Below are 20,525 nucleotides of genomic sequence, written 5' to 3'. Positions count from 1 at the left end.
GCATCAACCTTCGCGCGGCCTACCTTTCCCCGGTAGAACCCACAATCCGATGCATGCATAGATCGGTTCTATGACCGGTTATTGCGGTGGCGGCGCGTATTTGCGCAGGACCTCCAAGAATGCGCGCATCCATTGCGGATGGTCGGGCCAGGCGCGGCCGGTGACCAAGTTGCCGTCTATGTGGTCGGGACTGTCGATCCACTGGGCGCCCGCGGCGCGGATATCCGGCTGCAGGGCCGGATAACTGCTCGAGGTGCGGTCGTGGAGGACACCGGCGGCGGCGAGGATGAGCGGGCCGTGGCAGAGCGCGGCTATGGGTTTGTCGGTCTCGGCGAAGTGGCGGACCAGGCGTTGGCAGTCGGGGTTGTTGCGGAGGAATTCGGGGGCTCGGCCGCCGGGGAGGACCAGGGCCGCGTATTTGGTGGGGTCGACTTCGGTGAAAGCCAGGTCCGCGGGCCAGGTTCGGCCCGGCTTCTCGGTGTAGGTGTCGAAGCCGTCGGCGAAGTCGTGGACGACGAATTGCAGTTTCTTCCGAGTCGGCGCCGCGATATCGACCTCGTAACCCTCCTCCAGCAGACGCTGGTAGGGGTACATGACCTCGAGGTCCTCGGCGGCATCACCGGTGATCAAGAGCACTTTTGGCATGGTGCACCTCCCGATGAGAGCGTATCGGGACGGGCTGTACGCCAAGGGCGATTCGGGTCAGCCCACGATGGAGGCGCGGCGGTTGGTGGGCAGCGCGCGCAGGTGGCGGACCACCGCCAGGTCGGGCGGTTGGGCGTGCCGGGTGTCGTAGCGTTCGAAGACCGCCGCCAATTCCGTGGACCAGCGGGCGAATTCGGCGCGGATCGGGCCCTCGGTCTCCAGCTGGCAGACCACGCCCAGCGCGGTCAGGAAGCAGCGGGCGAAGGGGGTGAAGTAGGCGGGCATGTCCAGTTGGCGGTGCACATTGGACAGGCGTGGGGCCAACACCGAGCGGACGTGGCCGCGCAGCCAGGCGGTGGTGAGACGGAAGGTGGGTACGGTGAGCGGTTCGCCCACGGCATCGAGACCCTCGGCCAGGGCGGCCACGTCATAGCTGCGGCCGGGACGGACGAAGCCGTGGCGGCGGATGGCGGCGTCGAGTTCGGGGATACCGCCATTGACGGCCGCGTCCATGACCTCGCCGACGAGCTGTTCGAAGCCGGGGGGCGGCCAGGGCGTGCAGGCCCCGAAATCCACCACGCCCAGCCGCCCGTCGGGCAGGATCCGGAAGTTCCCCGGGTGCGGATCGCAGTACAGCAGGCCGGTGCGCGACCAGGTGGAGAGCAGGAATCGGATGATGAGCATGCCGACTCGGCTGCGCTCCTCGGGCGCGCCGGATTCGATGATGCGGGAAACCGGTGTGCCGGTGAGCCATTCGGTGACGATCACGTCACCGCGCTGGGTGATCACCTGCGGCACCACGAAATCCGGATCATCGGCGTAGGCCTGCGCGAAGGCACGCTGGTGTTCGGCCTCGGCGGCGTAGTCGAGTTCCTCGGCGACGCAGGTGCAGACGGCCTCGGTCACCGCGGGCACGTCCGCGCCGGGCGCGAACACGGTGGCCAGCACCGAGATTCGGCGCAGCTGCTCCAGATCGGCGAGCACGGCCTCGTGTGCGCCGGGATACATGACCTTGACCGCGACCTGCCGGCCATCCCGCCACACCGCGCGATGCACCTGACCGATGGAGGCGGCCGCCGCGCGCCGGTCGTCGAATTCGGTGAAATACCAGCGCCAGTTCTCGCCCATGCCCGCGGCCATGGCCTCGTGCACGGTGCCGGGCAGCATGGTCGGGACCGAATCCTGCAGCTGGGCCAGGGCGGTCCGGTAGGGCGAGGCGAGTTCGGTGGGCAGGGCGAGCTCGTAGACGGAGAGCAACTGTCCGAGTTTGGTGGCGCAGCCTTTCAATTCGCCGAGCACCTCGAAAATGTGCTGGGCGGTGCGCATCTGGATATCCCGGTTGACCTCGTCGGCCGAACGGCCCAGCGCCCGCTTGCCCACCCCGGCGGCCTGGCGTCCGGCGAATGCGACCGGGAGACTGGCGATTCGGGCATTGCGGACGGCGGCACGCACCGGTGGCCTGCCCCCGTCGCCCCCGGATCCTGCACCGATTCGCCGAATCGACAATTGGCTCACCTCGTCGTGTGCGCGGCACTACCCGCCAGAGCAACGCGTATGCACGTGCAGTTTGGCACACGAAAGTCTAAACTGTCTGGGACGTATCCGAAAGTTGTCGAAAGGTGACAGGATGGGTGCCCAGACGGTCGTAGCCGATGTGGCGGACGAGCTCGCTCGCCGTGTCGCGATCGGGGAGTACGTGCCCGGCGACCTGATGCCTTCGGTCCGTCAGGTCGCCGAGGAATTCGCGATGAATCGGGCGACGGCGCAACTGGTTCTGGGTCGGCTCGAGTCCTACGGCTTCGTGGACGCGCACCGCGGTCGCGGATTCACCGTGCGCGATGTGCGCCGCGCCGGCGGGGTGGAGGTGTACCGGCGGCTGTTCCGGCTGTCCATGCACGCGCCCGAGGTGGCCGCGGAGATGTTCGGCAATATCGTGGCGGCCGAGCGGGCCATCGTGCTCGAGGCCCTGCTCGATTACACCGCCGCCGAGCGCGGCATCGACCCGGCGGTGCTGACGGCCGCGGTCGACGAGCTCGAAACCCAGGCCCGCAGTGCCGAACCCGATCACGCCCGCATGCTCGAGCTGGAGGTCGGGCTGGTGCGCGCGGTGCTCACCGATCTCGGCCACACCATGCAGCGCGCGGTGCTGAACTCGGTGGGGGAGATGCTCTTCGAGGTGCCCGAGGCGGTGGAGGCGTACTTCTCGGTCTCGGCCGATCTGCACGTGCTGGTGTGGCGGGCGCTGCTGGCGGTGTGGGAGTCCGAGGGCGGTCCGTCCGAGGCGCAGCTGGCGCTGTTCGAGGATCTGTTCGCCATGTACCACGAGAAGGTGCTGGCCCGATTCGACGAATTACTGGGCCTGGACGGCGATTCCGGGGAGCGGCCGCACAGCGCTACCGCATGAGTGCGGCGGGCATGTCTGAGACAATCTAGGTTCGAGACGGCCGGGCGGTGCTGGCGCGGACTCGAAGCTCCACCGGCAGGACGACATTCGGCTCCGCCGCGGATTTTCCCGCGAGCGAGTCGATCAGCAGGGTGGCCGCGTGCTCGCCGATGCTGCGGCGGTCCACCGCGATGGTCGTCAGGGCCGGAGCCAGGGTCGCGGAGGTGGGCAGGTCGTCGTGGCCGATGACCGAGATGTCTTGCGGGATGGCGAGATCGAGGTCGGCGGCCGCGAGGTAGACGGTGTGGGCGATGTAGTCGCTGTTGGTGATGAAGGCGGTCGGGCGCGCGGCGGGGTCGCGCTCGAGGGCCGCGCGGACAGCGGTGCGGGCGGCGTCGGCGGAGAGTTCGGTGGTGACGGTGTCGGGGGTGAAGCCGAGTTCGGTGCCGAGCCGCCGGAAGTGCTGCAGGCGTTCGGGATCCGGTGACTTGTCGGTGGGCGCCACGACCATGGCGATGCGCCGGTGGCCGAGTGCGGTCAGATGCCGCACGGCCAGCTCGACCGAGGTCTCCTGATCGGAGCGGACGCTCATGGCCGACCGGTCGGGCGCGGCCGTGTCGAGCAGCACGATCGGGCGGTTGGTCGCCGAGAACCGTTCCCGGACTTGATGGTTCGTTCCGATCGGCGCGATGGCCAGCCCGTCGATGGCCCGGTGCTGGAAGGCGTCGAGCAGCTGTGTCTCCCGGGTCGGGTCGTAGCGGGAGGAGCCGACCATGACCTCGTATCCGGCGCGGGCGCAGGTCTCGTCGAAGCCGTCGATCACATCCAGGAAGTGCGGATTGCGCAGGTTGCGGATGAGCAGGCCCAGTACGCGGGTCCGGCTGGTGCGCAGGGCGACCGCGGAGGCGTTGGGGCGGTAGCCGAGTTCGGCGGCGCGCTCGAGAATCCGCTGCCGCAGCTCCTCGCCGACGCCGGGCCGCCCCGACAGCGCCAGGCTGACCGCGGAGATCGAGACGCCGAGCGAGGCAGCGACATCGCGTTGAGTGATCGGTTCCCGCGCAGCTGGCACGAACGACACCCTAGCGAACACGAACTGAACGCCGATGATGCTGGTCTGAACATTCGGTGGACTCTGGCGCGATACCCTTCGGCGGACCTGCTACCTCTGCTAAAACGATTGAGTAATCAAGCTCCGACCCGGAAGGAGCATCGTGCCCCGCGATGCCTTCTCAGTTCTCGACTCCGCCGAATTGGCCGCCTTCCACCGCAAGGTGACGGTGCTGTCGGCCGCCGGAATGTTCCTCGACGGCTACGACATCACCGTGATCGCCGTGGCCCTGCCGACCGTCACCAAGCAGTGGCACATGTCCAGCTTCATGACCGGTGCGGTGTCCGCCGCGGCCGTGATCGGAATGTTCGTGGGCGCGTTGGTCTTCGGGCGGCTCACCGACCGCCTGGGCCGCAAGAAGATGTACCTCGTCAACCTGATCGGATTCGTGGTGCTGGCGCTGCTGGCCGCCGTCACCCAGAATGCCGTGCAGCTCTTGGTCGCCCGATTCCTGCTCGGGCTCGCGCTCGGCGCGGACTACACCATCTCGACCTCGCTGCTGGCCGAGTACGCACCGGCCCGCCGCCGCGGCACCCTCATGACACGGCTGGGCGCGACCTGGTTCGTCGGCGCGGCGACCACGTACGTGTTCGCGCTGCTGCTGTTGCCGCTGGGCACTTCGATGTGGCGGGTGATGCTGGTGCTGGGCGCGGTCTTCGCGCTGATCGTGCTGTGGATGCGGCGCAGCATTCCGGAGTCGCCGCGCTGGCTGGCGGCGCAGGGGCGCGAGGAGGAGGCCCGCGCGGTGCTGACCGAGCTGGGTGATACGAGCGGGGTGGTGGCGGAAGTGCCCGCGCCCGAGGCGGGTTCGCCGTGGCGGGCGCTGCTGACCCTGCCGCTGGTGCGATTCACCTTCTTCTGCTGCGGGTTCTGGTTCATGTACACGATGTCCTACTACGGCATCACGCTCTACACGCCGACGATTCTCGCGCAGGTCACCACGAGTACGGCGGGGAAGTACGCCGGATCGCTGATCATCGCGCTGGTCGGCGTGGTCGGCGCGGTGACGGGTGTGCTGCTGGTCGACAAGGTGGGCCGACGGCCGCTGCTGATCACCGGATTCACCGGCATGTTCGTGGCTTTGACGATTCTCGCGCTCTGGCAGAGCCCCGGACTGACCGGACTGGTCGTGCTGCTCGGTGCGGCGGTGCTGTTCGCCAACTCCGGGCCCGGCATCGTGAACCTGGTCTATCCCAGCGAGGTCTTCCCGACGGCGGTGCGGGCCACGGCGAACGGGCTGGCCACGGCGGCTTCGCGGATCGGCGCCATCGTCGGCACCCTGTGGCTGCCCACCCTCATCTCGAAATGGGGTCTGCACCATGTGCTCTGGATCTTCTTGGGCGCCAGCGTGATCGGGCTGAGCATTGCCGTGGCCCTCGCTCCCGAGACCAAGGGGCGCACACTGGAAGAACTCTCGGCGGCCCATACCGGCCGCGGCCGGCCCGCGACGCTGGAGGATCGGATCGCGTGACCGACGAACCGCACCTGCTCCGCACCGATCTCGCGCCCGGCCGCTCGGCCGGGCCCGGCCCTCGGCTGGCGCGATTCGTGCAGATGACCGATTTCCAGATCGCGGATCCGTATTCGCCGGGCAGACTCACGTTCCTGCACCGATTTGCCGGTCGGCCCGGCTGGGGGTTCATGTTCCCGGCCTACCGGCCGCAGGAGCCGTTGCTCCTGCACGCCATCGAGGCGAGCGTGCGTGCGGTGCGCGAGATCGCGGGCGGCGGAACGGATTTCGTGCTCACGACCGGCGACAGCATCGACAGCGCGCAGGCCAATGAGCTGACCGCGTTGCTGGCGCTGCTCGACGGCGGGGCCGAGGTGGATCCGAACTTCGGTGTCGGCGACCCGGAATCGCAACCGTCGCGGGCGATTTCAGGGGAGTTCTACAATCCGGAGCCCGAGTCCCGCGATGTGTACAAGCGCGACCACGGATTCCCGGATGTGCCGGGGCTGCTGGCCGCGGCGGGCGAGCCGTTCGTCACCGAGGGGCTGGGCGTGCCGTGGCTGGGCTGCTTCGGCAATCACGATTGCCTGGTCCAGGGGCGGGCACCGCTCACGCCGGAGTTCCAGGCGCTGGTGACGGGGGACCGGCAGCCGGTCGCACTCGGGTTCGAACCGTCGGGTGACCCGATGGATCTCTATGTCACCGATCCGACCGTCCTGTCGCACGGTGAGTCCCGGCCGATTCCGCCGCGCGCGGATCGCCGCGTGATCAGCCCGGCCGAGTACGTCCGGGCCCACCTGGACAGCCCCACCCAGCCGCCCGGCCACGGCTTCACCGAGCAGAATCTCGCGGACGGCACCACCTACTACTGCTACGACGCGGTCCCCGGTCTGCGCGTGATCGTGCTGGACTCCACGCATCCGGCCGGTCACGTCACGGGCAGTATCGGTGCGCGGCAACGGGATTGGCTGATCGAACGGCTGGCCGAGGTGCACTCGTCGTATTCGGGCGAGGACGGGGCGCCGGTGCGGACCGGCAATACCGATCGGGTCGTGGTGCTCGCCTCGCATCACGGACTCGGCATGATGAACAACACCACCGCGGGCGCCGACGACGAACAGCGCTGTCACGCCGCCGACCTCGAGGCGCTCGTGCACCGCTTCGGCAATGTGGTGCTCTGGATCGCCGGTCACGAGCATCGCAATTCCGTTGTCCCGCACGCCCGCGCGGACGGCGGCTTCTGGCATCTGCTCACCTCGGGCCTGTGCGAGTGGCCGTGTCAGACCCGATCCCTGGAAATCTCGCTGCCGCAGCCGGATTCGACCGGTGATCTGCTGGCCATCCGGTCGACCATGATCGATCACGCCGCCTCGGCCCGCCCGGGCGCCGCACTGGACCTGTGGGATCTCGCGGCCTGGCACCGGGAACTGTCCCGCATCGAGCCGACCCGGGTGGGCGGCCCGTACTCGGCCGGTACGCCCGCCGACCGCAATGTGGACCTGCTCGTCCCGATCAGCCCCGCGCTCGCCGCGGCGCTGCGCGCCGTGCTCGACTGCTGACCGCTCTGCTCGACTCCTGATTCAGCCGGCGGCCACCATGGCGGCCGTGACCAGCGCGGTGATGACAGCGATCGCCATGAAGGCCAGGATCACCCGGGCGCTCCGGGTCGGTGGTTCGGCTGGTGGCTGATCGCTCATCGCGGTTATCTCCTCAGTGGAATCGGTGGTGCTGGAGGGTCATCGTATTCCGGCGGCTCCCAATACGTTTGGAGACCGTGACGTTGGGGCATTATCTCGGCCGCTTCCCGGGCCACGCCGAGGAAACCGGGGTGGTCGATGACGAACCGGACGACCCGCTCTACCTCGGGTCCGCTGACCACCCGCATGAGGGTGTGGCTGGTGCGGGGGAAGGCACGGGTCAGGCGGTAGGCCAGCCACGATTCCAGGCGCAGCGGCAGGATCGTGCGATTGCGTTCGACCGCTTCCACGATCCTGCGTCCCGCCTTGTCCGGGTGCATACCCAGCAGTGTCATGCCCTTCACCACGATCTGCCGGGTGATGGCGACCTGCTCGGTGCTCAGGGTGGCCAGGGTGGCGGTGGCGGCCAGATTGGTGGCTATCAGGCCGGGGCAGACGACGGTCACGCCGATGCGTTCGGAAGCCAGTTCGGCGCGCAGGGTTTCGCTGAAATGCTTGACGCCCGCCGCGGTGAAGGCGTACGGCGTGCCCAGGCGCATCGGGGTGAAGGCGGCGATGGAGGAGATGTTGACCAGGTGCCCGCCGCGGCCGCGGGCGGCCATCTGCGCGCCGAACAGCCTGCAGCCGTGCACGATGGCGGTGAGGTTCACATCGGCGATGCGATGCAGGTCGGCGGGCCGGATATCGAAGAACGGGCCGCCGACGACGATTCCGGCATTGTTGACCACCACATCGGGGACGCCGTGCTGGGAGGCCACATAGTCGGCGAAGGTCTCCAGCGCCAGGGGATCGCCGACATCAAGGGCATAGGGGTAGGCCGAGCCGCCCGCCGAACGGATCAGGGACACCGTGTCTTTCGCGGTCGCGAAGTTGATGTCGGCGACCACGACCTCGGCGCCGCGGGCCGCGAGCGCCTTGGCGGTGCCCCGGCCGATGCCGCTGCCCGCCCCGGTCACCACCGCGATATCGGGGCGGAAGGGTTTTCGTATCAGGCGCTGCATTCTGCTCCTCCGGTGGAGAAGGAAGAGTATATACTGTCTGGGACAGTAGACGCCACTTGGATGTTCATTTCACGAACGCAGCGCCGCAGCAGCGGAAACAGAGGAACCTCATGACAGGCTTCGTAAACGAGGTTGTCGTCGTTACCGGTGCCGGCGGCGGCATCGGCCGCGCGGTGGCCCGGCGCTTCGCGCGCGAGCGGGCCGTGGTCGTCGTCGCGGATCTGGACAAGGACCGGGCGGTCCAAACCGTGGAGAGCATCGAGGAATTCGGCGGCGAGGCCGCGCCGTTCGCGGTGGATGTGGCCGACGCGGTGGCGATGGAGAGCTTCGCCGAGGATGTGCGCGCCGAGTTCGGGACACCGAACGTGCTGGTCAACACTGCCCGATACGCCACGGCCGGACCGTTTCTCGAGCATTCGCTCGAGGATTGGGAGCGGCTGATGGACGTGAACGTGTGGGGATTGGTCCACGGCTGCACGCATTTCGGGCGGCAGATGATCGACTCCGGGCGCGGCGGGCGCATCATCAATGTCACCTCGGTGGCGGCGTTCACGCCGGTTCCGCTGAGCACGGCGTATTGCGCCAGCAAGGCGGCGGCGCAGATGCTCACCGAGGGCTTGCGATTGGAGTTCGCGGGGACGGGGGTACGAGTGACCGCGGTATGCCCGGGGCCTGATTCCGACGAGCAGGCCGCACGCGCGATCATTCGGGCGGCGGCGCGAGTGCTCGAGCCGGACAGGCTGACCGGCCTGCGCACTCGCGTCCTGACCCGTATCGACGACTATCTGACCGCCAAGCTGGACGGCCGTCAGTAGCGCCCGAACAGCACCGCCGCGTTGTGGCCGCCGAAGCCGAAGGAGTTGTTCAGCGCGAATTCGACATCGGTGTGGCGGGGTTTGGTGTGCACCACGTCGAGATCGACCTCGGGGTCCTGGTTTTCGAGATTCAGGGTCGGGGGGATCACCTGATCGCGCAGGGTGAGCACGGAGATGATCGCCTCGAGCGCGCCGACCGCGCCCACCGAATGGCCCAGCGCGGATTTCGGCGCGTACACCGACGGGTGGGTGCCGACGGCGGCGGCAATGCCCTTGGCCTCGGCCAGATCTCCGATGCTGGTGCCGGTGGCGTGGGCATTGACGTGATCGACCTCCGCGGCGCTCACACCGGCGGACTCGAGCGCGCGGCGCATGGCGCGGGCGCAGCCCAGACCCTCCGGATCGGGGGCGACCATGTGGTAGCCGTCGGCGGTCAGGCCCGCACCGAGTAGTCGCGCCAGCGGCTTGGCCCCGCGCGCCAGGGCGTGGTCCTCGGCCTCGACCAGCAGCAGCGCCGCGGCCTCGCCGAAGACGAAACCGTCGCGATCCCGGTCGAAGGGGCGCGAGGCGCGTTCGGGCTCGTCGAGACGGGTGCTCAAGGCGCGCGCCATCGAGAAACCGGCGATCGCAACGGGATTGATGTATCCCTCGACGCCGCCCGCCACGATCATGTCGGCCTCGCCGAGCACGATGGAGCGCCACGCGTGCACCAGCGCCTCATTGCCCGACGCGCACGCCGACACCGGCGTGACCAGGCTGGCGCGCGCCCCGATCTCCAGGCCGACCACGCCGGAGACGCCATTGGGCATGGACATGGGCACCGCGAACGGCGACACCTTGCGGTAGCCGTGATCGCGCATGGCGTCATTGGCGTCGACGATGGTGTCCGCGCCGCCGAGGCCGGTGCCGATGCACACGCCCAGGCGGTCCTTGTCGACCTCGGGGCTACCGGCGGTGGCCCACAGGCGCTTTCCCATCACATACGACATCTGCTGCACGTAACACATGCGGCGCTTCTTGATTCGATCCAGCTCGTCGGTCGGGTCCGCCGCGAGTTTGCCGCCGATGGTGACGGGCAGGTTCAGCTCGGTGATTTCCGGATCGGTGAGGGTGGCGATGCCGCTGGCCCCGGACAGCAGTCCCTGCCAGGTGCCCTCCGTATCGGGTGCGATCGAGGTGGTCATCTCGACCGCGGTAACCACGACATTGCGGAATCCGCCGTTGCGAGTGGAGAAGTCTGCCAGGCTATTCACTTTTCGTATCCTTTTCGACCAATTGGCATGTCCTGCAGAGAATTCACGAGCGCCTGCGAGGCTAGCCCGGAAATCCTGTCGAAGCAGGACGACACTCAGATGCGTGCTGCCAATCCGCGGATTCCCAGCGAGAGGAAAGGTTTCACGAACGGGGCGGCCCAGCGCAGCGGGAGGAAGGTCAGCAGCCGCGGCCGGAAGGCGATTGTCCAGGTCAGCATGGTGCCGCCCGCGGTTTCGGCGAGCCGGTAGTCCTGTGCGAAAGCGTCTATGGCGAAGGGAATCGAGATTCGTGTTCCTGTAACCGACAGTCGCGTGTGTTGTGCCATGGTGACCACCTTTTCCTCACAGGCGAACAGCAATCCGTCGAAGCTGCGGGATGCGCCCTCGCGGCGATAGTCGCCGCGATAGTGGATGCCGTTGACCAAGGGAATCCAGGAGAAGGTGCCATTGAGTTGCAGCGCATCCCAGACCTTGTGCGGCGGGAAGGGGAATTCGCGGCGGACGGTGACGGTGAAGGCGGCGTCGGTGAGAAAGGGGTCGATCTGTTCGGCGGTCAGCGGGCGGACCGAGAAGCCGCCGCCGGCCAGTACCCCTGTGGCCCAGCCGCGTAGAAGGAACACAGCGATGCCCGCGCCGAGTGCTCCGAGGACGAGCAGTATGGCGATGATGGCGATGACGGTGGTGTTCATTGAGCGGTTCCCTTCCGAAATTGTCCCAGACAGAATAGGGTCGCGTCATGGTTTGTGCCAGAGAACTGTTCGCCCGCCGCTGGACCACCGCGGACATCCCGGATCAGACCGGCAAGACCGCCGTGGTGACCGGGGCCAATAGCGGTCTGGGCCTGCGCACCGCGGAAGCGCTGGCCGCCAAGGGCGCCCACGTGCTGCTGGCCTGCCGCAACGAAATCAAGGCCGCCGCCGCGCTACAGCAGGTCAGCGATGCGGCCAGCGGTCCGAAACCCGAAGTGCTGCCGCTGGATCTGGCCGATCTGACCTCCGTCCGCCGCGCCGCCGACCACCTCGACGTGCGCGAGACGCCTATCGACATCCTGGTCAACAACGCGGGCGTGATGGCGTTACCCCGGCACGAACGCACCGCCGACGGCTTCGACGCGCAATTCGGCACCAACCATCTGGGGCACTACGCCTTGACCGGCCTGCTGCTACCGGGCTTGCTCCGCGCCCCGAACCCCCGCGTGGTCACGGTCTCCTCGATCGCGGCGTGGGGCGGCCTGATCAACTGGTTCGACCCGAATTGGCGTGTCGTCTATATCCGTTGGCTCGCCTACAGCCAATCCAAACTCGCCAACCTGCTTTTCACCGCCGAACTCCAACGCCGGGCTGAATCGGCGGGCACCCAACTCACCGCCGTAGCCGCCCACCCCGGCTTGTCAGCCACCAACCTCTACGACTCCGACCCGGAATCTGGCCTGGGCGGCCGCCTCGCGGCGATGCAGCAGCGGTTGCTATTCTCCTTTGCCCAGTCCGATTCTCTGGGCGCGCTGCCGCAGCTATACGGCGCGACAATGCCGAATCTCGCTGGAAATTCGTATATCGGCCCGGCTTTCGAAGCCTTCGGTTACCCCCGGCGGACTCTTCGAAATCCCATCGCCTACAGCCGATTCGAGGCCCGCCGCCTCTGGCAGCTCAGTGAGAAGCTCACCGGAATCACCTACGAGTGGCACTAGGCCCGGCGGCGCAACAGGATTCCTCGGATGTAGGCGGCTTGGCCGGAGTGCTGGATGTCGTCGTCGATGACGCTGATCAGGCGGACGCCGAGGGTTACCGGGGGATCCCAGCGGGTGTCGACGATGCGGGGGAGGTCGGCATCGGTGAGGGCGGAGACGTAGGCGAGGGATTGAGCCTGCACGGCGTCGAAGTAACCGAGTAGCAGGTCGGCGGGGACGGAGGCGAGGGCGGCGACATCCGCGGCGGTTTGGGCGTAGCCGGTGGCGGAGTCGTCGAAGGGGAGGTCGAAGCGTTTGGACCAGCCCGCGGCGGTCCAGACCTGGGGGAGGTCGGCGACGTCGGCGATGTGATCGTCCTGGACTCGGGTCAGATGCCAGATCAGCCAGGCGATGGAGTTGGCGCCGGGTTCGAGTTGCGTGCCCAGTTCCTCCTGGGTCAGGTCGGCTACCGCGCCGTGCACGTTTTCCTTGATTCGTCCGAAGGCGTCCACCAGCAAGTCAGCGCTCGTCATGCCCCCATCCAAGCACCCGGGTCCGACAGATATTCCGCAATGGCCCGGCGGACAACCGCGGGTTGTGGCTCGCCGAGCGAGTAGTTGTTTGATCCTGCCTCGGCGCTTCTGTTTCGATCTCGCGGTCGAGATCGGTGGAGGATGAGGTGGCGGGTATGGCGGGCGGGCGGTCGCTGGGGCGCGGATTCGCGTGGTTGTGGGCGGCGTACGCGGTGAGCATCGCGGGATCGTGGCTCGCGTTCGATGCTTTTCCCTTGATCGCGGTGCTTGTCCTGCACGTGGGTCCGGGTGAGGTATCGCTGCTGGCGGCGGCCGGGTTGGCGGTGGGTGCGCTGGTCGCGGTGCCGCTGGGGCCGTGGGTCGAATTCCGCAGGAAGCGGCCGGTATTGATCGCCACCGATGTGGTCCGCTTCGCGGTGGTGCTCAGCGTGCCGCTGGCCTATGTGCTCGGGGTGTTGAGTTTCGCGCAGCTGCTGGTGGTGTCGGTGATCGTGGCGGCGGCCGATATCGCGTTCCGGTCGGCCTCCGGGGCGTATCTGAAAACACTGGTGGCCAAGGAGGATCTGCTGGTCGCGAACGGCCGGTTCGAATCGACCATGTGGACGGCGTCGGTACTGGGGCCGCCGCTCGGGGGCGCGGCGATCGGGATCTTCGGGCCGGTGGTGACGGTGGCGGCGAATGCGGTCAGTTTTCTGTTGTCGGCCTTGGGGATTCGCGCGATCGGCGGGGGAGAGGCACGGCCCGAAGGTGATTCGTCGCAGGGTTTCCGCAAGGGGGATTTGATCGAGGGTTGGCGCTACATCCTCGCCCACCGCATGCTGCGGCCCCTGTTCCTCAATACCGTGCTGGTGAATTCGCTGATCATGGCGACCGCGCCGCTGCTGGCCGTCATCATGCTGCGCGAACTCGGGTTCGCCCCTTGGCAATACGGTCTCGCGTTCGGGCTGCCGTGCCTGGGCGGATTGCTCGGATCCCGGATCGCCAGACCGCTCGCGGACCGGTTCGGTCAGGGCCGGATCCTCGTCGTCAGCGGAATCCTGCGGTCCTGCTGGTCTTTCGCACTGGCGTTCATCGGCACCGGCCCGGCCGGTCTGCTGCTGGTGATCGTCGTGGAATTCGGTCTCATCACCTGCTGCGGTGTCTTCAACCCGATCTACGCCACCTTCCGCCTGACCCGGACTCCGGCCGACCGCACCGCCCGGGTCCTGTCCGCCTGGTCGATCACCGGCAATGCCACCACGGCCGCGATGACCGCGCTGTGGGGGCTGCTCGCCGCGATCACCAGTCCGCGCTCGGCCATCGCGCTGGCGGGCGTCTTGATTCTCGCGGCGGCCTTTCTCCTGCGGCCCGTCTTCTCAGAGGCTGAACGCGACCGCCCGCAGGATCAGCACCACGATGAACACCACCGTGAACGCCAGATCGATCTGGATCCCGCCGAGGCGGATCGGGTGTAGGAACTTGCGGACCGGGGCGATGACCGGCTCGGTCAGCTTGTAGACGATTTCGCGCGGCTTGCGGATGCCCTGCGGATTGTCGCTGAGTGTGACGATCCAATCCAGGATCAGGCGTGCGATGAGCAGCAGCATGAACAGGGTCAGGACCAGCCCGAGCAGGCTCCCGATGAACGACATGGCGCACTCCTTCGTGATGGTCGCCTTATGTGATCAACGCTCCGGGAGCGCCGAAAGTGCCCTCATCCTCGGCCATGATCGCGGCGTTCGCGGCGCGGGCTCGCCGAAGCCGTGCGAGAATCTGGGCTGCTGTTCGCCAGCTCACCCGAGATCGCACAAGGAGTCGCCGTGAGCAAGAAGTATTGGATCGGTCTGCCGGTAGCCGTGTTCGCACTGGCGCCGGTCTCGGCCGTCGTCGACGCCGCGCCCGCGCAGGCCGGGGTCCCGACCTACACCTGCAATGCCGAGACCTGGGCGGGGGAGAAGCTCCCGACGCTGCCCGCCGTCGAGGCCAAGTGGAGCAAGCGTCAGGCGATGGGCGTCGCGCAGACCACCTGGGGCGGTGTCGCGAAGTACGCGACCATCGATTGCAAGCTGAACAAGTAGTGCGGCCGCCGCGCGGTCAGATGGCGCGGCGGTGGTTCAGATAGGCGAAGGACGCGAGGCCCAGGGGGATCTGGCACCAGAAGGTGAGGAGCCGGAACCCCAGGGCCGCACCGACCGCCACCCCGACGGTCAGCCCCGCGACCGCGGTCAGCCCCGCGGCAATGGTGATCTCCTTGGTGGCCACCCCGTTCGGTGAGGGCAGCAGCGGCGCCAGCGCCACGGTCACCAATTCGACGACGAAGGTATCGGGCAGGCTCAGGTTCGCGCCGACCGCGTGCAGTACCGCCCACAGCGCCACCACCATGAGCAGCGGCTGCAGCAGCGCGCAGATCCAGAGGGCGGCCGCGCGGCGGGGCAGGATCGCGGTGGCCGCCACCGATTTCCAGGCCATCCCGGCATCCGAGCGGGCGTGACGCATGCGCGAGGGCAGCTGACGCCAGCCGCCGTGCGTGCGCACCCGGCGATGCAGGGCCAGTGCGAGCGCGGCGACCACAGCCAGCCCGATGATCATGATTGCCGCTGTGCGCCAGAGATTCTCGCCGATGTAGTGGTCCCACAGTGCGCCGGTCCGCGCGCCCAGATCGTGCCAGGGCGGCGGCTCGCCATTGCGGCTCATCAGGCCCGGCGCGGCCAGCGCGGCGATCACCACCAGCGGCACCCGCACCATCAACGCGGCGAATCCCATCAGCGCCATCGACGCCATCGCGCCGGTATGGCTGAGCCCCGTCTTGCGCAGGAACCGCAGCCGCAGCAGCAGCGACGCGGCGGGCACCAGTCCGATGGCCGGCACCGCGAGCTGCAGGGCGAACAACTGCCGGGCGTCGGTGCGCGCCGGAATCGAACCGTGCAGCATGAAAACCGAGGTGGGCCACAGGGCCAGCGTCGCGAGCCCGGCGACGAGCAGCCAGCGCGGATCCGCCCCCAGCAATGCGTGGACTCCGGTGAGCACCGCATCCCGCTGCCAAACCGCCGCGGCCGCTACCAGAATGGTGAAGCCGACGGTGGGTAGTGCCTTTCTCGCAGCTGCGGGAACGGCCGCCATCTGCCCCTCCTCAGGTATCGCAGACGTTGTTTCCCCGGTGAATCGCGCACGCGCTGACCCACATTAACGTGCCCGCCACCCAGCTCGCTGGCGAATGACCGGCGTCATTGCAGAACGGTCGTCTTTCAAGAGCGCCAAGGCGATTCGGCGAATATCCGAGTAGGCTCGCGAAACGAGACTAGTCGTCATGAGCAGGGATACGACGTGGCTGAGATCATTTCCGCACGAGCTCGAACCATTCCCGCACGCGCACTGCTGGCCGAACTCGAACCGGTGGCGGAGTCGAATCTGAACCGCCATCTATCGATGGCCAAGGACTGGCATCCCCACGACTACGTGCCCTGGGACGAGGGCCGCAATTTCGCGGCCATGGGCGGAATCGATTGGGAACCCGAACAATCCCGGCTCGGCGAGGTGGCCCGCGCGGCCATGGTCACCAACCTGCTCACCGAGGACAATCTGCCCTCCTACCACCGGCTCATCTCCGACTCCTTCTCCCGCGACGGCGTCTGGCGGACCTGGGTGGACCGCTGGACCGCCGAGGAGAACCGGCACGGCATCGTGCTGCGCGATTACCTGGTGGTCACCCGCGGCGTCGACCCGGTCGCGCTGGAACAGGCGCGCATGACGGTCATGGGGCAGGGGGTCGACGATCCCACCGGCACCGGCGATCACGCGGTGCTGCACGGCGTCGCATACGTGACCTTCCAGGAACTGGCCACCCGGGTCTCGCACCGCAATACCGGGAAGGCCTGCCAGGATCCGATCGCCGACCGCATGCTCGCCCGCATCGCGGCCGACGAGAACCTGCACATGGTCTTCTACCGCAATATCTGCGGCGCGGCCCTCGACTTGGTTCCCGACGACGCGCTCGACGCCATCGCGGCGGTCATCGAGAACTTCCGCATGCCCGGCGCGGGCATGCCCGACTTCCGGCGCAACAGCGTGCTCATCGCCAAGCACGGCATCTACGATCTGCGCCAGCACCTCGACGAGGTCATCATGCCGGTGCTGCGGAGATGGAACATCTTCGAGCGCAACGACTTCACCGGGCGCGGTGAGCGCACGCGCGACCGGCTGGCCACCTTCCTCGACAAGCTCGGCAAGGACGTCGTCCGGTTCGAGGAGCATCGCGATCGGGCACTGGCCCGGGAGGCCGCCCGCCGCGAGAAGAAGTGAACAGGCGACCCAGGATGTGAACAGGCACTGCGCTGTCCACATTCTGAACTTCTCATCCCACCTGGTCGTACCGCCCCCGCTAGGGTGTGGTCACAACGAAGGGGGAAGCATGGCGGACATGCTGCGCGCCGACATCGTGGCGCTTCGAATCATGGCGGCGGGCATCCGGAACGAGGCCGATGCGATCGCGGTCATCGACCCGGTGGACCAGATCGCGAAAGTCGCCCGGTCCATGCCCAATTCGGCCATCGGAGCGGCCGCTGAGACCGTGGGCGAACCGCTGACGGCCACGCTGGGTGAGATGGCGGACCAGCTGCACGTCCTCGCCGAGGCGACCGATCAGGCCCACGCCACTTACGAGGACACCGAACAGACGCTGAAGGCCCAGCTCGACAGTTTCCTACACGCCCCCTCCTGAGTTTCGGGATTGCTCGGAGCGGTACCGGCCGATGGGGGAGGGCGTGTGGGGCGGGCAAGGGTGTCGCAGGTGCTGGCCTGGCGGCCGGAAGCGGCGACGGCGGCCGGGGCGGCCGCGCTCGAGGCGGATTCGGAGTTCTCCGGGGCGATGACCCGCGTCGGCCGATTGGTCGAGGCGGCCGTCGCCGGCTGGCAGGGCGCCGCGGGAACGGCCGCGACACTGCGCATGCTGGAATCCCAGCTGGCCGCCAACCACCTCGGCGCGGCGCTGCTCGATATCGCCGAAGCACTCGCGGAGGCGGGTGCACTGGACCGGGTGTGCGAGCTGGTCCGGCAGATCTGGGACGAGGGATATGCCAACGGGTACCGGATCGCCGAGGACGGGACCGTCACCGCGCCACGCTTCGACACCGGAAACGCGCCGCTGGACTTGGTCTTTCAGGCGGCTGTCGACGCCAAGGCCCGGGAGCTGCAGGCGCGGCTGGTGCCATTGCTCGACGCCGCGGGGGACACCGATGAGCGCGCCGGGTCCCGGCTCGCGGCGGCCGTCGCGGCGCTCACCCTCGCGCCGCTCGGGCCGAGCCCGCGGGTCGCCGGAATCCTCGAGGGCACGGCGATCCTGCCCGATGCTCCGAAGGAGCTGAACGCACTGTGGAACTCGCTGCCCGCCGCCGATCAGGACGCGCTGTTCGCCTATGACCCGCTGATCGGCACTCGGGACGGATTGCCCGTGCTCGCCCGGGACCACTACAACCGGCTTGCCCTGACCCGGCTGCGCGACGAGGCATCGGCCGAGATCCGGCGGCTGGCCGAACAGCATCCCGATTGGACACGGCGCGAGAACCTGCCGACCACCGACGCGGGCTGGATCGCGCTGCGGCAGTGGGAAACCGCGCAGACCGAGGCCGAAACACGGCTGGCCGGGTACGCGGCGCTGGCCGAGCAACTCGGTGGGCACGGCGATCAGCGGTTGCTGTTGTCGGTGGATGCCCGGGGACACGGTGTGATCGCGCTGAACAATCCGGACACCGCCGCCAATGTCGCGACCTTCGTGCCGGGCGCCGGCTCGCCGCTCACGGCGATCGGGGTGGGGGTTGACCGGTCGCGAGCGCTGCTGGGTGCGGCCCAGCACGCGGATCCGTCGGCCCGGACCTCGGTCATCACCTGGTACGGGTACGACGCACCGCCGGATCTGGCCGCGGCGATGGGAGACGGACGGGCACGGGCGGGCGCGGCCGCCTTGGACGGGTTCGAGGACGGATTGCGCGCCACCCACGCCGGGATCGCCTCGCACAACACCGTCCTCGGACACAGCTACGGCAGCACCGTGATCGGTGCCGCCGCGTCCGGAGCTAACTCTCTGGACGCCGATGCCGTGGTGTTCGTCGGCAGCCCCGGCGTGGAGGTCGATGACGTTTCAGAATTGCGGCTGGCGGGTATTCCTGCGGGCCGCAACGGTGCGCATGTGTTTGCCACCGCCGACCCCGCCGATCCGGTGCCGAGGTTCGGGCAGTTTCTGCACGGGGTCGATCCGGTGGATCGCGAATTTCGCGCAACAGTTTTCAGATCTTCCGGGGCCACTATCGACCTTCCGGTGTTGCGCGCCTTACCCCTTGATGTCCTCGCGCACGGAAACTATTGGGACCCTGGCAATCCAGGGCTCACGACGCAGGGGGAAATCATCACGGGCCATCGGCCGGGCTGACTCGCGGCGGGCCCTTCGTTGCGCCGTGATAGCCGTAACCCCTGGTTGCGGGTTCGTAGCGGGCGTTACCGAACCGGTAGTCTGGGCGGCCGACCAAACTGGTTTGAAACGGTTGGGTTCATGCTAGGGTTCCGTGAAGCTTGGACGGGAAGTCGGAGATAAATGCGCACTGAGAACATCAATAGGAAGTTCAAACTGCATGACGAGCGCAGGATTGCCGCCCAACTTCCGGAGCAACTTCTCGGTTTGGATGTCGTCGGTTTTGGGAAGATAGAAGAGTTTCCGGGTGAGTTGCTGAACTCCTTCGGAGAATTCGCCAACGGGTCGGTCGCGCCGCGCACGCGCATCTATCGCAATGCCCAGCCGAATCTGATCGACGCGTGGTTGCTGGAACTGTTGCGGGGCGCCCGCATCGGTGACCGCTTCTACCTCCGCACCGGCCTCGAGTACTTCCCCTGGGCCGACTGCCGCGTGCTGGACCACCGCTGGCTCGAGTCCCTGCGCCGCGTGATGGGCACCAACCAGGGATACATTGCGCACGACAAGAATTCGGCCGTCATGACCATCGGCACCCAGTACGAGGTGCTGGGCTTCGCCGCGGGCTCGGGATTGCCGAGCGCGGCCGAGGCCACGCCGGTGGAGGAGACCCCCACCCGCCGCATCGTCCACGCCCCGGCCGAGTCGACGACCGCGGTGCTGAGCGATGACCTGCGAGCCCGCCGCCTGGCCACCCTGGCCTCGGACGTCGCCGCGCTGGCGGCGGATCCAGGCCAGGAGCCCGCGGCAGCGCCGGCCGAGCCGGTCGAGCCCGCGGCTTCCGGCCCGGAGGCCACGCCCGAGGCGACTGCCGAGCCAGCCGAGCCGATCGCACCGGCCGTCGAGCACATCGACGAGGCCCCGACTCAGTTGCTCACCCGCATCGTGGTGCCCGCCGACGCCGACTGATCCGCCGAACTCGCCGAGTCGACTTGGCGCAGGGCTGAACCGGTGAGGTTCGGCCTACGTTGTACTGATACGCCGGGCTTTTCGCCGAGTTCGAAAGAGCCGATATATGTCGACAATCAATGGGCTGCCCGCCCATGTCCTGCTGGTGCATCTGGTCGTCGTGCTGGTGCCGCTGACGGCGGGGCTGGTGATCCTGTGCGCGCTCTGGCCCGCGGCCCGCGCCCGGCTGATCTGGCCGACGGCCGCGCTGGCGGTGGTGGTGACCGCGCTGACGCCGGTGACCGTGGAGGCGGGGGAGTGGTTCCAGCAGAAGCTGGGAATGCCGCCGGTGCTCGACGAGCACGCGCGGCTCGGGCGGCAGATGCTGTACTTCGTTGTGCCGTTGGCGATCTCGGCCGCGCTGCTGGTGCTCGCGCATGTGCGGCAGGGGCGCGGTAAGCCGGCCGGGCGGGCGGTGGTGGCCGTGCTCGCGGTGGTGGCGATCGCGGCGGGCGGTGCGGCCGCGTGGCAGACCTATCGGGTCGGGGATTCGGGGGCGCACGCCGTGTGGAATGGCGTGGTCGGCCAGTAACCGAAAAATCCGATAACCGAAAAACTATGACGGGGCGACTGTCGTGACCCGGCGGCCG

21 protein-coding genes are annotated in these 20,525 nt (G+C 68.1%); 12 read left to right on the top strand and 9 right to left on the bottom strand.

The window, feature by feature from the left end:
* Positions 1–78: 78 nt before the first annotated feature.
* Both ON43_RS21495 and ON43_RS21490 read right to left on the bottom strand, forming a co-directional pair.
* On the bottom strand, positions 79–645 hold the full coding sequence (locus ON43_RS21495) for a DJ-1/PfpI family protein (RefSeq protein ID WP_040810163.1): 567 nt from the start codon (positions 643–645) through the stop codon (positions 79–81).
* A gap of 57 nt (positions 646–702) precedes the next feature.
* Positions 703–2,097, bottom strand: coding sequence for an ABC1 kinase family protein (locus tag ON43_RS21490; RefSeq protein WP_040810162.1), 1,395 nt, complete (start codon positions 2,095–2,097; stop codon positions 703–705).
* 175 nt (positions 2,098–2,272) lie between these two features.
* Here ON43_RS21490 and ON43_RS21485 point away from each other — a divergent pair, with 175 nt between their 5' ends.
* On the top strand, positions 2,273–3,049 hold the full coding sequence (locus ON43_RS21485; RefSeq protein ID WP_040810161.1) for a GntR family transcriptional regulator: 777 nt from the start codon (positions 2,273–2,275) through the stop codon (positions 3,047–3,049).
* 25 nt (positions 3,050–3,074) lie between these two features.
* Here ON43_RS21485 and ON43_RS21480 read toward each other — a convergent pair whose 3' ends face one another.
* Entirely contained in the window at positions 3,075–4,097 is a 1,023-nt protein-coding gene (locus tag ON43_RS21480; protein WP_063712590.1) for a LacI family DNA-binding transcriptional regulator, read from the bottom strand.
* Between the two features lie 142 nt (positions 4,098–4,239).
* Between ON43_RS21480 and ON43_RS21475 the strand changes: the two genes are divergently transcribed.
* The gene (locus ON43_RS21475; protein ID WP_040810159.1) at positions 4,240–5,607 is read left to right on the top strand and encodes an MFS transporter; all 1,368 of its coding nucleotides are present in this window, start codon (positions 4,240–4,242) and stop codon (positions 5,605–5,607) included.
* Entirely contained in the window at positions 5,604–7,145 is a 1,542-nt protein-coding gene (locus ON43_RS21470) for a metallophosphoesterase family protein (RefSeq protein WP_040810157.1), read from the top strand. The genes ON43_RS21475 and ON43_RS21470 overlap by 4 nt, the downstream gene beginning before the upstream one ends.
* 143 nt (positions 7,146–7,288) lie before the next feature.
* On the opposite strand, the gene ON43_RS21465 is transcribed toward ON43_RS21470, so the two are convergent.
* Positions 7,289–8,284: an SDR family NAD(P)-dependent oxidoreductase gene (locus ON43_RS21465; protein WP_051178859.1), complete on the bottom strand. Its 996-nt coding sequence runs from the start codon at positions 8,282–8,284 to the stop codon at positions 7,289–7,291.
* 110 nt (positions 8,285–8,394) lie between these two features.
* On the opposite strand from ON43_RS21465, the gene ON43_RS21460 reads away from it, so the two are divergent.
* On the top strand, positions 8,395–9,099 hold the full coding sequence (locus ON43_RS21460; protein WP_051178857.1) for an SDR family NAD(P)-dependent oxidoreductase: 705 nt from the start codon (positions 8,395–8,397) through the stop codon (positions 9,097–9,099).
* Here ON43_RS21460 and ON43_RS21455 read toward each other — a convergent pair.
* Positions 9,093–10,343, bottom strand: coding sequence for a KasA/KasB family beta-ketoacyl-ACP synthase (locus tag ON43_RS21455; protein ID WP_040810234.1), 1,251 nt, complete (start codon positions 10,341–10,343; stop codon positions 9,093–9,095). The two genes, ON43_RS21460 and ON43_RS21455, sit on opposite strands and share 7 nt — an antisense overlap.
* Positions 10,344–10,447: 104 nt before the next feature.
* Entirely contained in the window at positions 10,448–11,041 is a 594-nt protein-coding gene (locus ON43_RS21450; protein WP_040810155.1) for an SRPBCC family protein, read from the bottom strand.
* Positions 11,042–11,088: 47 nt separating this feature from the next.
* Here ON43_RS21450 and ON43_RS21445 point away from each other — a divergent pair, with 47 nt between their 5' ends.
* On the top strand, positions 11,089–12,039 hold the full coding sequence (locus tag ON43_RS21445) for an oxidoreductase (protein WP_051178853.1): 951 nt from the start codon (positions 11,089–11,091) through the stop codon (positions 12,037–12,039).
* On the opposite strand, the gene ON43_RS21440 is transcribed toward ON43_RS21445, so the two are convergent.
* Complete coding sequence (locus ON43_RS21440; RefSeq protein ID WP_040810153.1) at positions 12,036–12,551, bottom strand: mycothiol transferase; 516 nt, start codon at positions 12,549–12,551, stop codon at positions 12,036–12,038. The two genes, ON43_RS21445 and ON43_RS21440, sit on opposite strands and share 4 nt — an antisense overlap.
* Positions 12,552–12,706: 155 nt before the next feature.
* On the opposite strand from ON43_RS21440, the gene ON43_RS21435 reads away from it, so the two are divergent.
* Positions 12,707–14,005 (top strand): MFS transporter, encoded by a 1,299-nt coding sequence (locus tag ON43_RS21435; RefSeq protein ID WP_083913593.1) that lies wholly within the window; start codon positions 12,707–12,709, stop codon positions 14,003–14,005.
* On the opposite strand, the gene ON43_RS21430 is transcribed toward ON43_RS21435, so the two are convergent.
* Complete coding sequence (locus ON43_RS21430) at positions 13,907–14,182, bottom strand: YggT family protein (protein WP_040810151.1); 276 nt, start codon at positions 14,180–14,182, stop codon at positions 13,907–13,909. The two genes, ON43_RS21435 and ON43_RS21430, sit on opposite strands and share 99 nt — an antisense overlap.
* A 168-nt stretch (positions 14,183–14,350) precedes the next feature.
* Here ON43_RS21430 and ON43_RS21425 point away from each other — a divergent pair, with 168 nt between their 5' ends.
* Positions 14,351–14,608 (top strand): hypothetical protein, encoded by a 258-nt coding sequence (locus ON43_RS21425; protein WP_040810149.1) that lies wholly within the window; start codon positions 14,351–14,353, stop codon positions 14,606–14,608.
* A gap of 16 nt (positions 14,609–14,624) precedes the next feature.
* Here the strand turns inward: ON43_RS21425 and ON43_RS21420 are convergent, their stop codons facing one another.
* The gene (locus ON43_RS21420; RefSeq protein ID WP_040810147.1) at positions 14,625–15,650 is read right to left on the bottom strand and encodes a lysylphosphatidylglycerol synthase transmembrane domain-containing protein; all 1,026 of its coding nucleotides are present in this window, start codon (positions 15,648–15,650) and stop codon (positions 14,625–14,627) included.
* Between the two features lie 213 nt (positions 15,651–15,863).
* Here ON43_RS21420 and ON43_RS21415 point away from each other — a divergent pair, with 213 nt between their 5' ends.
* The 5 genes from ON43_RS21415 (at position 15,864) to ON43_RS21395 (ending at position 20,467) form a co-directional block, all read left to right on the top strand.
* Positions 15,864–16,829 (top strand): acyl-ACP desaturase, encoded by a 966-nt coding sequence (locus ON43_RS21415; protein WP_281033327.1) that lies wholly within the window; start codon positions 15,864–15,866, stop codon positions 16,827–16,829.
* 109 nt (positions 16,830–16,938) lie between these two features.
* Positions 16,939–17,247 (top strand): hypothetical protein, encoded by a 309-nt coding sequence (locus ON43_RS21410; RefSeq protein WP_040810145.1) that lies wholly within the window; start codon positions 16,939–16,941, stop codon positions 17,245–17,247.
* Positions 17,248–17,292: 45 nt separating this feature from the next.
* Complete coding sequence (locus tag ON43_RS21405) at positions 17,293–18,951, top strand: alpha/beta hydrolase (RefSeq protein ID WP_157514131.1); 1,659 nt, start codon at positions 17,293–17,295, stop codon at positions 18,949–18,951.
* A 162-nt stretch (positions 18,952–19,113) separates the two neighbouring features.
* Positions 19,114–19,896, top strand: a complete 783-nt coding sequence (locus ON43_RS21400) for a hypothetical protein (protein WP_157514130.1) — start codon at positions 19,114–19,116, stop codon at positions 19,894–19,896.
* A 106-nt stretch (positions 19,897–20,002) separates the two neighbouring features.
* On the top strand, positions 20,003–20,467 hold the full coding sequence (locus ON43_RS21395) for a DUF2231 domain-containing protein (protein WP_040810141.1): 465 nt from the start codon (positions 20,003–20,005) through the stop codon (positions 20,465–20,467).
* Positions 20,468–20,525 lie beyond the last annotated feature (58 nt).

The sequence above is a fragment of the Nocardia concava NBRC 100430 genome (genome assembly GCF_000308815.1).
GTDB lineage: Bacteria > Actinomycetota > Actinomycetes > Mycobacteriales > Mycobacteriaceae > Nocardia > Nocardia concava.
The sequence above is the reverse complement of the archived record's forward strand: the minus strand, read 5'-3'. Positions and strand labels throughout refer to the sequence as shown.

Coding starts and splice junctions, on each gene's coding strand:
- ON43_RS21485 (WP_040810161.1), top strand. CDS start 2,273: ATGGGTGCCCAGACGGTCGTAGCCGATGTGGCGGACGAGCTCGCTCGC.
- ON43_RS21400 (WP_157514130.1), top strand. CDS start 19,114: ATGCGCACTGAGAACATCAATAGGAAGTTCAAACTGCATGACGAGCGC.
- ON43_RS21460 (WP_051178857.1), top strand. CDS start 8,395: ATGACAGGCTTCGTAAACGAGGTTGTCGTCGTTACCGGTGCCGGCGGC.
- ON43_RS21495 (WP_040810163.1), bottom strand. CDS start 645: ATGCCAAAAGTGCTCTTGATCACCGGTGATGCCGCCGAGGACCTCGAG.
- ON43_RS21410 (WP_040810145.1), top strand. CDS start 16,939: ATGGCGGACATGCTGCGCGCCGACATCGTGGCGCTTCGAATCATGGCG.
- ON43_RS21465 (WP_051178859.1), bottom strand. CDS start 8,284: ATGCAGCGCCTGATACGAAAACCCTTCCGCCCCGATATCGCGGTGGTG.
- ON43_RS21435 (WP_083913593.1), top strand. CDS start 12,707: ATGGCGGGCGGGCGGTCGCTGGGGCGCGGATTCGCGTGGTTGTGGGCG.
- ON43_RS21395 (WP_040810141.1), top strand. CDS start 20,003: ATGTCGACAATCAATGGGCTGCCCGCCCATGTCCTGCTGGTGCATCTG.
- ON43_RS21445 (WP_051178853.1), top strand. CDS start 11,089: ATGGTTTGTGCCAGAGAACTGTTCGCCCGCCGCTGGACCACCGCGGAC.
- ON43_RS21420 (WP_040810147.1), bottom strand. CDS start 15,650: ATGGCGGCCGTTCCCGCAGCTGCGAGAAAGGCACTACCCACCGTCGGC.
- ON43_RS21450 (WP_040810155.1), bottom strand. CDS start 11,041: ATGAACACCACCGTCATCGCCATCATCGCCATACTGCTCGTCCTCGGA.
- ON43_RS21430 (WP_040810151.1), bottom strand. CDS start 14,182: ATGTCGTTCATCGGGAGCCTGCTCGGGCTGGTCCTGACCCTGTTCATG.
- ON43_RS21440 (WP_040810153.1), bottom strand. CDS start 12,551: ATGACGAGCGCTGACTTGCTGGTGGACGCCTTCGGACGAATCAAGGAA.